The sequence below is a fragment of the Salinispora sp. CH2A1_6 genome (genome assembly GCF_056820975.1).
In genome coordinates this window covers 20,124-34,650 of sequence record NZ_JBXEDG010000008.1, presented here as the reverse complement: position 1 = coordinate 34,650, position 14,527 = coordinate 20,124, and the positions used below count along the sequence as shown (strand labels likewise).

The 14,527-nt window shown below is 68.8% G+C and carries 8 protein-coding genes and 2 pseudogenes; 8 read left to right on the top strand and 2 right to left on the bottom strand.

Features of this window, described 5'->3' with window-relative positions; all coding sequences use genetic code 11:
- Positions 1 to 408: 408 nt before the first annotated feature.
- Positions 409 to 2,062 (bottom strand): annotated as a pseudogene (locus AC1UKG_RS12820) (FAD-dependent monooxygenase).
- A 124-nt stretch (positions 2,063 to 2,186) separates the two neighbouring features.
- Between AC1UKG_RS12820 and AC1UKG_RS12815 the strand changes: the two are divergent.
- From AC1UKG_RS12815 to AC1UKG_RS12785, 7 genes and pseudogenes are all read left to right on the top strand, one after another.
- Positions 2,187 to 2,789 (top strand): TetR/AcrR family transcriptional regulator, encoded by a 603-nt coding sequence (locus AC1UKG_RS12815; protein WP_482641767.1) that lies wholly within the window; start codon positions 2,187 to 2,189, stop codon positions 2,787 to 2,789.
- Between the two features lie 1,207 nt (positions 2,790 to 3,996).
- A complete protein-coding gene (locus AC1UKG_RS12810; RefSeq protein WP_482641766.1) occupies positions 3,997 to 5,790 on the top strand; it encodes an AMP-dependent synthetase/ligase in 1,794 nt (597 codons plus the stop codon).
- 142 nt (positions 5,791 to 5,932) lie between these two features.
- A complete protein-coding gene (locus AC1UKG_RS12805) occupies positions 5,933 to 6,331 on the top strand; it encodes a PadR family transcriptional regulator (RefSeq protein ID WP_482641765.1) in 399 nt (132 codons plus the stop codon).
- Positions 6,306 to 7,022 (top strand): hypothetical protein, encoded by a 717-nt coding sequence (locus AC1UKG_RS12800; RefSeq protein WP_482641764.1) that lies wholly within the window; start codon positions 6,306 to 6,308, stop codon positions 7,020 to 7,022. Before AC1UKG_RS12805 ends, AC1UKG_RS12800 begins: the two co-directional genes overlap by 26 nt.
- Before the next feature lie 117 nt (positions 7,023 to 7,139).
- Positions 7,140 to 8,631: pseudogene (locus tag AC1UKG_RS12795) on the top strand (MFS transporter).
- A 58-nt stretch (positions 8,632 to 8,689) separates the two neighbouring features.
- Positions 8,690 to 10,384 (top strand): RCC1 domain-containing protein, encoded by a 1,695-nt coding sequence (locus AC1UKG_RS12790; protein WP_482641763.1) that lies wholly within the window; start codon positions 8,690 to 8,692, stop codon positions 10,382 to 10,384.
- Positions 10,385 to 10,421: 37 nt separating this feature from the next.
- The gene (locus tag AC1UKG_RS12785; protein WP_018813567.1) at positions 10,422 to 11,267 is read left to right on the top strand and encodes a sugar nucleotide-binding protein; all 846 of its coding nucleotides are present in this window, start codon (positions 10,422 to 10,424) and stop codon (positions 11,265 to 11,267) included.
- 62 nt (positions 11,268 to 11,329) lie between these two features.
- Here AC1UKG_RS12785 and AC1UKG_RS12780 read toward each other — a convergent pair whose 3' ends face one another.
- The gene (locus AC1UKG_RS12780) at positions 11,330 to 12,160 is read right to left on the bottom strand and encodes a phosphatidylinositol-specific phospholipase C/glycerophosphodiester phosphodiesterase family protein (protein WP_018813568.1); all 831 of its coding nucleotides are present in this window, start codon (positions 12,158 to 12,160) and stop codon (positions 11,330 to 11,332) included.
- A 501-nt stretch (positions 12,161 to 12,661) separates the two neighbouring features.
- On the opposite strand from AC1UKG_RS12780, the gene AC1UKG_RS12775 reads away from it, so the two are divergent.
- Positions 12,662 to 14,365, top strand: coding sequence for an RCC1 domain-containing protein (locus AC1UKG_RS12775; protein ID WP_018813569.1), 1,704 nt, complete (start codon positions 12,662 to 12,664; stop codon positions 14,363 to 14,365).
- Positions 14,366 to 14,527: the final 162 nt, after the last annotated feature.

Below are 14,527 nucleotides of genomic sequence, written 5' to 3'. Positions count from 1 at the left end.
TGCCACCGTTGCGCGACAGGATTCGACGAATCCCCGTTTCCGGTAACTTTGGCCGATGATGTCGGGATAGGAGCGGCCGGCAGGGCCGGGCGCGCTTCCCGAGCCCGGTCACGCTATCAGGATCGTCGGTCTGTCGGAAGTCTACTTTCGACTTGATCTAACACCTCCCTTGTGGTTGTGGAATCTTCGGTGTCGATGCGTGGGCCTTGGCCCCGGCCTCCGTCGCGACTGAGGGATGGTCGAATGGCACGCGGGTTTTCGCAGGTGGTTGCGGTTCAGCCCGAACCGCTGCCGGCAGGGATTGGCGCAGGGAGGCTCGGCCTGCGCCACATCGCTCGTGGTCCACCGAACGACGTGGGTGTGCTGTCCTTATTCGATCAGGTTCAGAGTCAACCCGGATAGCCGTTTTCACATTCCACGTAAGTCGACCTCTCGTTGGGCATGCGGCGCGGCGTCGTCTTTCTTCAGCAGTGCAGACAGGTAACGCTCGATTCGGTTCGGCTCCGGTGGGCCGGCATAGCCGATGTGCCGGTCCGGCCGGATCACGAAGGCCACGGCGCCGGCGTCGTACAACTTCTGGGCATTGCGGCCCCGGTCGAGGAGGACCGGAACCTGGGCACGTACGGCCTGGGCCACCTGCCAGGCGGGGGTCAGTAGCCGCAACTCCACCGCACCTGGCCAGCGGCGGGACAGTCTGTCGGCCAGCCTGTTGATCTGTGTGGGCAGGGTCGGGTCGGGCTTCGGTGCGGCCAGCAGGAGGGTGTGGCGGTCGGTGGCGAGTTGGTCGTGCAGGCGCTGCGGCTGGTGGGTGACTCCGTCGAACAGCGTCGGGTCGGGCAGGCGGTCCCCACCGTGCAGACTGCCCGCACGACCGGTCACCCCGGCGGTGCCGCGGTAGCTGTGGGCGAGTTGGGACAGTCGATAGGCGAGCAGTTTGCGGGCCGGCATGCTGGCCTGTAGCCCGGACAGCACCAGGTCGCGTAGGTGCCGGCGCGGGTCGCTCCGTAACAGCATCGCCGCCGCGCCGAGGTGGGTGAAGCGGACGACCTGTCGTCCGATGCGATGCCGTTCGGCCTGGTAGCTGTCGAGTAGCGCGGTCGGGGCCCAGCCGGCGATCACCGCGGCGAGCTTCCAGCCCAGGTTGATCGCGTCGGCGACGCCGAGGTTGAGCCCTTGGCCGCCGAACGGAGTGTGGACATGCGCTGCGTCGCCGGCCAGGAAGACTCGACCCAGGCGGTAGCTGGTCGCCTGCTTACGGGCCAGGTTGAAGGTCCAGAACTGGTCGGTGGATTCGATGGTGGCGGGGATGCCGGTCCGGGACAGGGCCGCCTGCGCGTCGTTGTGGGTGGGGGGTAGCAGCCGGCCGGTGGCGTCGATGGTCTGGGTGTACGCCAGCCGGAACCGCCCTCGCCCGGGTAGGGGGGAAGACGCCGTAGATCCCGCTGCCGTCGCTGGAGAAGGTCATCTCGTTGCGCGGCAACGGCCAGTCGACCACCGCGTCGCAGAGCACCCACGGATCGCTGTACGTGGTGCCGTCGAAGTCGATCCCGAGCAGGTCCCGAACCGTGCTGTGCGCGCCGTCGCAGCCGACGACCCATTGTGGTGTGACGGTTTCGGTGTCGCCGTCCGGCGTGGTGAGGGTGGCGGTGACTCCACTGTCGGTCGAGGTGAGGCCGACCAGGGTGGTGCTGCGGTGCAGGGGAACGCCGTGCCGGGTCAGGTGGTCGATGAGGATCTGCTCGGTGCGGTACTGCGGAATGTCGACCAGGTGCGGGTACGCCGTGTCGTTAAGCACGCGGAAGTCGACGCTGAGGCGGTCGCGGTGGCTCGTTCGCAGGGTGAGCACGTCAACCCGCTGTCCTTCGGCGAGGATCCGGTCGGTCACCCCGAGGTCGCGGAGATGCTCCAGCGTGCGGGCGTGCAGCGCGGCGGATTTGGTCAGTGCCAGCGGGGCGGCGTGTGTGTCGATGATCCGGGTGTTGACACCGAGTCGGTCTAGTTGGGCGGCGAGGGCCAGGCCGGTGGGGCCGGCCCCGACGATCAGCACCTGCGGGTGTGGCATGTCGTGCACCTCTCTACCGATGGCCGGTGGCCGATGATTAATAAAAGGGAGCGCTCGCTTTTTTTTAGCGTGCACCCGCCCGCTGGGCGCCGTCAAGAGCGAGTGCTCGCTTTACGATGAGCGGATGCCGCGAGTCTCCGAAGGTCACCGTGCTGCCCGCCGCCGGCAGATCCTGTCGGCCGCCGCCACCCGCTTCGCCCGCGACGGTTTCCACCGCACCTCCATGCAGGATGTGGTGGATGAGTCCGGCCTGTCGTTCGGAGCCGTCTACCGCTACTTCCGTACCAAGAACGACATCGTCATGGCGATCTCCCTGGAGGCGATCGGCGTGATCGAGACGGTGGTCCGCGACGGTGTCCAGGCCGGTCGTCCCGTCGCCGACCTGCTGGCTACGCTGCCCGGCTCGCTGCTCGACCTCGAACAGATCGACGAGCGGATGCGGCTGGCGGTGCAGGCGTGGGGGGAGGCGCTCCGCGATCCAGCCCTTGCCCAGCGGATGCAGGAAGGGCTACGGCGGGCCCGCGCCGCGCTTCGGGAGAGCATCGAGGTCAACTGCGTCGACAGTGGCGTCCGCATCGACGCGGACGCCGCGGCGCAGGTCCTGATCTCAATCATCCAGGGCTTCATCTTGCAGCGCTCCTGGGATCCCCGCCTTGACGCCGACGCGTACGGCCAGGCTACCCAAGCGCTGATCAGCGGTAGGCTCGGCGGCGCTACGGCAGGGTAGGGGTTGATCGAGCGATCGCTGGCGTGGCGCCATGGCACCGGAGAAACCTCTCGTCGTGAGATGTTCGCCCACCTCGCCCACGCCACTGAGGAGCATCTGCGGTAATGCCCTGATCTGATCGCCAGCTACGAGCAAAGGGTCGTTGAAGGACTGAACCCCGCTCTTCCCCGAATTCGCTCATTGTGCTGGCGGCGTTGGCGCCTGGGAGCGATTTTCTACGACCTGTACGCCACCTTGCGCACGCCATACTTCGCTCCAGGCTTCCTGGTATCTGCGGGTCCCCACCGGATACACCGGTCCCGCCACCCACGGGAGAGTTGAGATCGACATGTTGGTTGCGGGACTGGTGGCGATCAATGTCCTGTATCGGCAATCAGGGGCGCGAAGCTGATCCGTCACCGTGCCGCGTGCGGCGTCGGCGGCGCGAAGGCCACTCACGCGGAGGAGGATGGTGTCTACACCTGGTACTCCGAGAGTCATGCCCGTGCTCGCGCGCGTGCTCCGCAACGGGCCGCTTCGGGCTTCGGGATCGACCTGGCGGCCGGCGGTCAATAGCCGAAGGTGCAGGATGGGCATGCCCGAGTGGCGCGGCCATCATCGTGCAGCTCATCGACCGCTCGCTGGCTGCCGTCGCCAGCGGGAAGGGCTGTAGTGGTGGTGACCTGTGGCCGCCGGCAGCGTGGTTCAACAGTAAGCCCGAACAGGCTCGATACGCCGGGGTGAAGCTGTGACGGGCGGTCAATCTGCACCGGGTGGGACACCTCGCCCTGCGCACCTGCGTCGCCGGGGCGCCTCGCCGGTCGGGCGGCACCGATGGTGGGGTTGGTTTCGGTGGCGGCTGGCGCTCGATGAGTTGTCCCTGGTGAGGCTGTTTGCCCCGGCGGGTTGTGGGATGGGGGTGGGCGGCCGCACCGGACGGGTGGGCCGAGGTGGCCTGCCGGTCTGTGGACCGGCCTGGTGGGCGGAGAGTGGCGCCGAACAGACCTTCCCGTTAGCCGAGAATTCGGTTAACGTGAATGCGCGGTTGGTGGGGCGCAGCAGATCGTTCCCGCCGGCTTGTTTGTGGTCTTCCCAGTAAAGCCGGGCTGTCTGCGTCGAGTCCGGTAACGCATCACTGTCGGAGTTCTGAAATCTCTTAACAGGCTGGGCGGCCGGTTCCCCTGATGTCAGCAACGGCGACCGCCGCCACTGAATATTGGAGGATCGGGTGCGGGAGTCGACATCGCCGCCGCTTTATGTGGTGCCGGAGAAGGGCGGGCTCGCTGACCTCGTTGCGGTCAACGCCGCCGAGGAGCCGGATGCGCCGGTGTTCCACCGCAAGGTCGGGGACCGTTGGGAGCCGGTCAGCGCCGCGACATTCTTCAGCGAGGTCACCGATCTGGCCCGTGGGTTGATCGCCAAGGGGGTCGAGCACGGGGATCGCGTCGGCCTGCTCTCCAGTAATCGGTACGAGTGGTCACTCATGGACTTCGCCCTCTGGACGATCGGGGCGTCGCCCGTTCCGATCTATCTGACCTCCTCGCCCGAGCAGATCGAGTGGATTCTCAGTGACTCGGGTTCGGTGGCGGTCGTGGTGGAGAACGCGACGCACGAGGACGTGGTCCAGGGAATGCGGGGCAGTCTCCCCGCCCTGCAGCATGTCTGGCAGCTCGACGCCGGGGCGGTGGAGGAGCTTCGGGGCGCGGGTGCCGCGGTCGAACCGGCCGTCGTAGACGAGCGTCGGAGGGCCGTCACGCCGAAGGACACCGCCACCATCATCTACACCTCGGGCACCACCGGGATGCCCAAGGGGTGCACCCTCAGCCACGCCAACCTGCTCGCCGGCTCCGGCAATTCGGTCGCCCTGCTACGCACCATGTTCGGGCCAGTGGGCGACCTTCCCGCCTCGACTCTGCTCTTTCTTCCCCTTGCCCACGTCTTCGGTCGGATGGTGCAGGTCGGTGCCACGGTGGCGCGGACCCCTCTGGCGCACTGCTCCGATGTGAAGCAGGTTCCGGCGGAGCTGGCCAGCTACCAGCCGACCTTCCTGCTCTCGGTTCCGTACGTGTTGGAGAAGGCGTACAACAGCGCCCGACGCAAGGCGTACGAGGGCGGCAAGGGCAAGATTTTCGACCGCGCGGCAGCGACGGCGATCGCCTACTCAGAGGCGGAGAAGCCCGGTCCGGGCCTGCGCCTCCGCCATGCTCTTTTCGATCGGCTGGTGTACAGCAAGTTCCGTGCCGCGCTGGGCGGGAACCTGCGCTACGTCATCTCCGGGGGCGCGGCGTTGGGGGAGCGCCTCACGCACTTCTACCGGGGCTGCGGCATCACGGTGTTCGAGGGTTACGGGCTCACTGAGACCAGTGCGGCGGTCACGGTCAACTCGCTGGAGTCCTTCCGGCCGGGGACGGTGGGCCGGGTTGTGCCGAGCGTGCAGATGCGAATCGGCGAGGACGGTGAGGTGCAGTGCACCGGAGGGCCGGTGTTCACGGGCTACTGGAACAACGAAGCGGCCAACGCCGAGGCCTTTACCGAGGACGGCTGGTTCCGCACCGGCGACATCGGAGAGTTCGACGACCACGGTCACCTGCGGATCACCGGTCGGAAGAAGGAGATCCTGGTGACGAGCGGGGGTAAGAACGTGTCCCCCGCCCTGATCGAGGATCGCATCGCCTCCTCCCCTCTGGTCGCCCAGGCGCTCGTGGTGGGGGACGGGCAGAAGTACATCGCCGCGCTCATCACCATCGACTCGGAGTACCTGGAGCACTGGAAGACCAGCGCGGGAAAGCCGGCCGAGGCCACCTCCGCGGAGCTGGCCAATGACCCCGACCTCCTGCAGGAGCTGCAACGCGCCGTGGACGCGGGCAACGCGGCGGTGTCCACGGCCGAGGCGGTACGTCGCTTCCGCGTGCTCCCCAGCGAATTCACCGTGGAGTCCGGTCACCTGACGCCGTCGCTGAAGATGCGTCGCAAGGTGATTATGACTGACTTCGCGGACGAGGTGGCCGAGCTGTACGACTGATCCACTCCTGGCCGTACCCCGGAAGGCCCTGCGCGTGCCACGTCACGTGTCAGGGCCTTCCGGCGTTCGTGCTCCCGGTAGCGAGCCTCGGGAGGTTTCCCACTAGTAGACACCGCATAGTACCGGTCGTATTATGTGGTGCATGATAGCGGCAGATCGATCGGATGATGCGGCCGAGCGGCAGGCCCAGCTACTGCGGGGTTGCCTGGACATGTGCCTGCTCGCGCTGCTTGCGGCCGAGCCGGCCCACGGCTACGAACTCGTCCGCCGGCTGGACACCGCCGGATTCGGAACGGTCAGCTACGGCACCGTCTACCCATTGATCACTCGCCTGCACCGCTTGGGTCTTGTCGCCAACGCGCTGCAGCCCAGTTCCAGTGGCCCACCCCGCAAGGTCTATCGCCTCACCGACACCGGCCGCGATCGGCTGCAGGTCTGGCGCGAGCAGTGGGCTCACTTCGCCAACGTGGTGAACACGACCCTCGCCATCCGTTTACCGGAACCAGGAGATGACCATGAGCACGTTGACCCCAGCCGTTGACGGCCTCCTCGCCACCGCCGACCGAGAGTGGCGCACTCTCGGGATCAACCGTCGCGACCGGGTGACGCTCGCGGCCGACCTGCGGGGCGAGCTCGAGGCGGCCGCCGCCGACGGGTTCGATCCGGCGGAGCTGCTCGGCTCTGACCCGGCCGGATTCACCCACCGGATCGCCGAGGAAGCCGGCGTGGAGCGGACCCCGCCCCGGTACGGCCAGATCCTCGGCGCGGCGACTGTGGGCGGGCTGGTTTCCTTCATCCTGGGCTGGGCCCTTGTCCTCGGCCTGCACGATGTGTTCACGACGGCATTCGATCTGTCGCCCGAGGCGCGCGAACGCATGCCAACCCTGCTCGGCCCCGCCGTTTTGTATGGCGGCGTCGTAGCGGCCGTGGTGGCCGGCGCTATCCTCGCCGTGCGGGTAACCCAGCGCGACGTGCCCCGGATCCAACACACCGCGGCGCGGATGGCCCTACTCCTGCCGCCGGCGCTCGTGGTGTCCAGCGCAGCCGCGGCTGCGGTCGGCTGGGTGCTCGGCTATTCGTTCAACCCGCTCGTGATCGGGGTCGAGGTGTCGATCGTCCTGGCGGGTCTTCTCGCCGCAACGACGCTGGCGCGATATTGGACCGTGACTGCCCCGGGTAACCCAGCCACCGAACTCGCTCCCGCGCTGCGGGAGCCGAGCGCGGCGGGGTAGCTGGCGGGCCACGGGGCGGTACGAGCCGGCGGGCCACGGGGTGGTACGAGCCGGCGGGCCACGGGGCGGTACGAGCCGGCGGGGCGGCGGGACAGCGCCGGCAGAATTGTTGGTGTGATGGCTGATCCGCGACCACCGGCCCGGTACGGCTACCGCAGCCTCGGGGCCGAATCCGGCTTCCGGATCCGGTTGGCGGGCGCCGCCGCCAGCAAGCTGCAAGCCGGCATGTTCTCCTTCGCGCTGCTCTACGCGGTTTCCGCCGGTCGCTCCTATGGTGTCGCCGCGCTGGTGGTCGCGGTCGCCGCGTTCGGCGGTATCGCGGCGCCCTTCCGTGGGCGGCTGCTCGACCGGTTCGGCGACAGGCGGGTCCTGTGGCCCATCCTGGCCGTGCATGTGGTCTCTGTGGCGGCACTGTCGGTCAACGAGGGGCTACATGGGCCGGTGCTGGCCACCTTTGGGCCGGCGCTCGTGGCGAACGTGTCGATGCCTCCGGTTGGGGTGCTGTCGCGGGTCATGTGGCGCAGGATGTCGCAGCCGGGGAATCTGCGGAGCGCGTTGGCGCTCGACGCGGTGCTCACGGACCTCGCCTTCGTCCTCGGACCTGCCCTGGTCGGGCTGCTGACCGAAACCGTGTCGCCGATGGCCGGGTTGGTGGTTTCCAGCGGCTCGAGTGCGCTGGCGACGGTCCTGCTCCTGCGGGCGCAGGCCGGTGGGGAACCAGCCCGGAGAGTGAACCGGGATCAGGTCGGGGACACCCACCGGCAGCCGTTGGCGGAAAGCCGCCGGGAGTCGGCCGGGGGCGCCCGTCGGGAGTCGGTTGCGGGCACCCGCCGAGAGTCGGGCGGCACCACCCAGCAGTCGGGACGGGGTGCCGGCGGTGCGCGGCACTGGGTTGGGCCGCTCGTGCTGGGGCCCCTGCGTTGGCTGCTGCTCGTCGCCTGTCTCTTCTCCGCAGCGTTGCACGCCGTGCAGATCGCGCTCCCCGCGGTGGCTGGTCGGTCGGCTGGCGCCGTTCTGGTCAGCATCCTGTCGGTCGGCAGCATCGTCGGTGGCCTGGCCGTTGGGGTGCTGCGTAGCCGGTGGGTGCCGCGCCTGCCCGTGCTGCTCCTGGGGCTTGCCCTCGCGTGTGTGACCCTGGTGCTGGTCGGTCGGCTGTCGCTGGGGCTGTTGGTGACCGGGTGCCTCCTGGTCGGTCTCTTCATTGGGCCCACCTTCGTTTCCCTGTACAGCAGTGCGGGGGACCTGGCGCCGTCGGGTACCGACGCGGAGACGCAGTCCTGGACCGGGGCTGCCATTCAGCTTGGGGCCGCCATTGGCGCTGCGGCCGGCGCTGCCGCTATCGAGGGCTGGGCGCCGCTGGCCGCGGTCGGGGTGGCCGCTGTGCTGGCGTTGTCCGGGGTTGGGGCGGGCCTTCGGGTGACCCGCTCGCCGCGGCACCGCAGTCGGGCGGAGGGGCACAAGCGGGAGTGCACCTACCTCAGAGCTGGGTGAGGCCGACCCCCGGCCGCTGGCCGAGGTGGGCAGGCTTTCCGCGGTGACCAACAACCTCGCCGTACCACCGGGCGTTGATCCTGACGGTAGAGGTGTTTCTGCCCGTATTGAGGGATAGGTGACTATAAGTAGCAACTGTCCTTCTTGCGGTACTTAACTGCGCGGAGGCGTACGCGATGCAGGGGTTCTGTCAGCGGCTGGGTCGGGGTGCCGGAGGGCGCCGAGCGGGACGCGCTGTCGTCGGATGGTTCGCCCTCGCGCTGGCGGTGACGCAGACGATCGGGGTGTCCCCGACGTTGGCGCAGCACCAGCCCGGATCGACCGCCGCGTCGGCGTTCCTGCTGGCCTGGGGGAAGAACAACGATGGGCAGCTTGGCAACGGGAGTACCACCGGAAGTAACGAGCCGATCGCGGTGAGCCTGCCGCTGGGCGTCACGATCACCGCTGTCGCCGCCGGTCGGCATCACAGTCTGGCGTTGACCTCGGCCGGCACCGTGCTCGCCTGGGGTGCCAACCACTTTGGTCAGCTCGGGGACGGAACCCTGGTCGACCGGAGGGCGCCCGTGGAGGTGAGCCTGCCGGCGGGCATCACGGTTGCCGCGGTCGCCGCGGGCGCCACCCACAGCGTGGCGTTGACCTCGGCCGGCACCGTCCTCGCCTGGGGCGACAACGGCTTCGGCCAGCTCGGAGACGGGAGCATGACCCGGCGTACCACTCCCGTCGAGGCGAGCCTGCCGTCCGGTGCCACGGTCACCGCTGTCGCCGCTGCCGAAAGCCACAGCCTCGCGGTGACCTCCGCGGGCGCCGCGTTCGGCTGGGGGCTGAACAACCTTGGTCAGCTGGGCGACGGGAGCACCGACGATCGGAGCACGCCGGCCAGTGTCGCCCTGCCCCCCGGCGCCCAGGTCACCGCGATCGCCGCCGGCCGCCGTCACAGTCTGGCGGTCACCTCCACCGGCACCGCCCTCGCCTGGGGATACAACGCCTTCGGTCAACTCGGGGACGGGACCAACACCAACCGGAGCACGCCGGTCGGCGTCGCACTGCCCCTCGGCGCCGACGTTGCCGCCGTGGTGGCCGGCCGCGTCCACAGCGCTGCCCTGACCTCGGCCGGCACCGTCTTCGCCTGGGGGGAGAACAGCGCCGGGCAGCTCGGAAACGGGAGCAACAGCAGCAGCAACGAACCCCTCGACGTCAGCCTGCCCACGGGCGCCACGTTCACCACCATCGCCTCCCGCGACAGCGACCACACTCTGGTGATAGCCACCGACGGCACCGCCCTCGCCTGGGGGAGCAATGTCTTCGGCCAGCTCGGTGATGGCACCGGCAACAACTCCAACACGCCGGTGACCGTCACCCTGCCCTCCGGTATCACCCTGACCGCCACCGCCGTCGGCGACGACCACAGCCTGGCTCTGCCGGCTCAGCAGGTGGGCTCCGCCACGGCCCTGCAGGTCTCGCCGCCCGACCCGACCGCGGATCAGGACGTCACGCTCACCGCCACCGTCAGCTGTGACCTCGGGGACCCCGCTGGCAGCGTCACCTTCCGCAGCAACAACACCGAGCTCGCCACCGTGCCCCTGGACACCACCAACACCGCCACCCACACCACCCGGCTCCCCGCCGGCGCCAACACCCTCACCGCCGACTACACCAGCAGCACCACCGTCTGCCCCAACAGCCAGTCCGAGGCCACCACCATCACCGTCGCCGACCCGACCAACCCCACGGACCCGACCGATCCCACCGACCCTGATCTGCCCATCACCGGGGCCAGCCTGCCCAGCCTGCTCGGCGTCGCCACCCTGCTACTCCTCACCGGCGTCGGCTTCATCTACCTCGCCCGCCGACACCGGTCGACCCACCACTGAGGTGATCGGGTAGCGGTATCGGGCTACATTGCGGCCCATGGACCTTCTCGTGGTGGGCGGTAGCGGGCTGTTGGGCCGGGAGATCGTTCGCCAGGCGTTGCGGACCGGCCGTCAGGTGGCGGCGACCTTCCACCGTCAGGCGGCGCCGGTGGCGGGAGCGACCTGGTGCGAGCTCGACATCCGACGCCGCGACGAGGTCGCCGCCCTGGTGCACCAGCTTCGACCCGGCACGATCATCAATGCGGCGTACCAGCAGGACGACTGGGTCACCACCGCCGACGGCGGCATGTACGTGGCTGCCGCAGCCGCCGCCAACGGGGCACGCCTGGTACAGGTCTCCAGTGATGCGGTCTTCTCCGGCACGGCGGAACGCTACGACGAGACGGATAGCCCCGACCCGATCAGCCCGTATGGTGCGGCCAAGGCCGCCGTCGAGACGGCGACCAGGGGCCTGGATCCGAGTGCCGTCATCGCTCGCACCTCGTTGATCGTTGGAGCCGGTGGTAGCTCTCGCCAGGAGCGGCTGGTGCACACCCTCGCCGCCGATCCCACCCGTGGTGTCCTCTTCACCGACGAGCTGCGCTGCCCGATCCACGTCACGGACCTGGCCGTGGCGCTGCTGGAGTTGGCCAATTCCGATCACGCCGGAATCCAGCACGTCGCTGGCGCCGATGCGGTCAGCCGCTACGAACTCGGCCGGCTCATCGCCCGCCGCGACGGTATCGACGAGACGGTCCTGCCCGCCGGCCGCCGGGCCGACACCACCGTTCCTGGTCCGATCCGGGTCCGCCTCGACTGCACCGAGACCCAGTCAAAATTGACTACCCAGCTTCGCGGTGCCCGGACGTTCCTTGCCCCACCCGCCAGGGACGTGGGCAGGTAGGTGCGCGCCCGTCACGGAGCTGCCCTTACTGGTCGGATATCCGCGTCGGGGTGGTGCGGTCGTCACCGTGTCGGCCCACGTAGGAAGTTCTCCAAGCCAGCCAGGTCGTCGGTATTGATGTGGTCCACCCCGGCCGCGCGCAGCTCGTGCCAGACGGCCTCTCGTTGCGCTCCGGGCTCGTCAGGCGTGGCCCAAAAGCGCACCCGCTGCCCGTTCTGGTGCGCCACGGCGATGATGTGGCGCAGCTGGGTTTGTTGCTCGGTCGGCATCGGACCGACTCCCTGCCAGGCGAAAAGACTGTTCCAGTTGTCGCTGATCAGCGGCATGAACGCCGACGTGGCACCGGTGTCGAGATCGGACATCCGACCGTCGTAGAAGGCATACCGAACTGACTGGTCTTCCATCAGGTCCCGGGGCCGGTCCCCGCTGATCACGACCGTCACCGCGCTGGTGTGGACCTGGCCGAGGTCGTACCGGGTGAGCATCTGTCGGTAGGACTGCAGGACCTGGTCGAGTTCGGTGTACGTCTCCGTGCCGGTGTTCTTGATGTCGACCAGCAATTGCAGCGGCTGCGGGCTGCCCTGATATACTTTGCCGTTGTTGCTGGCCACCCGGGCCGCGAGCGGGTCCAGGTAAAGATGCTGCAAGGTCCGGCCCGGTCGCAGGTCCCAGAAATCGTGACCGACCAGCAGTTCGTCGCCGACCAGATAGATGTCGGCCTCGACGCTGGTGAAACCGTGATCAAGAGCGTCCAGCAGTGGCCGCTCGTGCTCATAGTCGTTGTGTGCGTGCGCCTGTGCTAGTGGGCAGCTACTGCCAGCCCCCCAGGCGGGTGCTGCCCCCAGCAGCATCGTCGCCACCAGGCCCAGGGCCACCGACAACCGGCGAAGCATGAATCAACCTCCGAAGGTTTGTAGTGCTCAAACGACACAGATGCTAGGTGCGGCCGGCGGCCGGCTGCCCAATTCACTGTTAACTCCAGCCGTACTTTGATCCGACAATCTGCACGCCGCCCCTCGGTGCCATCCCTGGGGAAGGCGGCGTGACCTGCTGGAAATGCCGCGGTGTCCGGTGGATCGTCAGGTTCCCCAGTCGGTGTGGCGGACCACCTCGGGATCGCGCACACGAAGTCGTGCACGGCGGCATGGTCAGTTGCCGCGGAACTCACGCAACAAGAGGCGAGGCGTAGCCAGGCTCCATAGCGGCACGTGCTTTCACTTTTGTTCGGAGGCGGGCGAGCTGGTTTCGGCCATGGAACACTGCTGGGCTGGAATTTCGATCGGCGGATCGACCAGGGCCATGTGGTGGGCGTTTCTGCGCGTCGATCCGGTAAGGGCCGCTAATAATGATTTCTGTCCTATTAGCGGAGGACTGTCCGCTCGGAGGTGGGTGCGATGCAGGGATTCTGCCAGCGGCGTGGCCGGGGCGGCGGAGTGCAGCCGGTGCGACGTGCGGTCGCCGGTTGGTTCTCCCTCGCGCTGGTGGTGGCGTTCTCGCCGGTGATCGGCGGAACGTCCGCGTCGGCGCACCACCAACCCGGATCGGCGCTACACCAACCCATATCGACCTCCGCCAGCTCCGACGCGATCTTTGCCTGGGGTGGGAACGCCGAGGGGCAGCTGGGCGACGGGACCACGACCAACAGCAGCGAACCGCTGGCGGTGCGCCTGCCCGTGGATACCACGGTCGCCGCCGTCGCTGCCGGTGAACGCCACAGTCTGGCCCTGACCTCCGCCGGCACCATCCTCGCCTGGGGCGGCAACGACGACGGCCAGCTTGGAAACGGGACCACCGTCAGCAGCCGCGAGCCCGTCCCGGTGCGCCTGCCCGCGGGTATCCGGGTCGTCGCCGTCGCCGTCGGTGCCAACCACAGTGTGGCGTTGACCTCCACCGGCTCGCTGCTCGCCTGGGGCGCCAACCACTCCGGCCAGCTCGGCAACGGCACGGCTACCAGCAGCAGCACTCCCGTCGCGGTGCGCCTGCCGACGGGTACTGTGGTCGCCGCGGTGTCCGCGGGTCGCGACCACACTCTGGTCCTGACCGCGACCGGGCCGGCGGCCCTGCTCGCCTGGGGGGCGAACAGCGAAGGTCAACTGGGCGACGGAACCGTCTTCGGTCGCAGCGTCCCGGTCGCCGTGGCGCTGCCACCCGGCCCCACAATCACCGCCGTCGCTGGTGGAGGCGACCACAGCCTGGCGTTGACCGCCGACGACACCGCCCTGGCCTGGGGCGACAATGCTCGCGGTCAACTCGGCGACGGCAGCACCACGGACAGCCTCGTCCCCATCCCCGTCGCCCTGCCCGTCGGCACCGAGGCCACCGCGGTCGCCGCCGGTCGTACGCACAGCGCGGTGCTGACCTCCGCGGGAACCGCCCTCGCCTGGGGTGGCAATCAGCGGGGGCAGTTGGGGAACGGCTCCACCTCCGACAGCAGCGAACCGGTCTCGGTCAATCTTCCGATCGGCATGCGACTCACCTCCATCGCCAGTCGCGACAGCGACCACAACGTGGCGATAGCCAGTGACGGCACCGCCCTGGCCTGGGGCGTCAACTCGCAGGGGCATCTCGGGGACGGGACCACCACCGACAGCGCCACGCCCGTGGCGGTGCGCCTGCCCACGGGTACCACGTTGGACATGATCGCCGTCGGCAACGACCACAATCTGGCCCTGTCCACGCTCCCTGCGGCTTCCACCACGGTCTTGCGGGTTTCGCCGCCGGAGCCGACCACGGATCAGGACGTCACGCTCACCGCCACCGTCATCTGCAAGGCCGGCGACCCGGCCGGCAGCGTCACCTTCCGCAGCGACAACACCGATCTCGCCACCGTGTCGCTGGACAGCGCCAACACCGCCACCCACACCACCCGGCTGCCGGCCGGCGCCAACACCCTCACCGCCGCCTACACCAGCACCACCAGCGCCTGCCCCCACAGTCAGTCCGAGGCCACCACCATCACGGTCGCCGAGCCCTCCGAACTGCCCACCACCGGTCCCAACCTGCCCACCGCGCTCGGTGCGGCAGCCCTGCTCATCCTCAGCGGCGCCGCCCTCATCCACCTCACCCGTCCGCGCCGGCCCACCGGTCACCGGTACTGAACACCCTGGCCCTTTCGCTGCTGGTCCGGCAGGACCAGCAGCGGCACCCCCACTCCCGGTTGACCTGAGTCCCGGCGGGGCTCCCGGCTGATCGGAGAACGCCGGGAGGGGGTTTATCGGCGCGCGGCGCGGGTACCCGGCCCGAGATTTACGTCAGGTCGG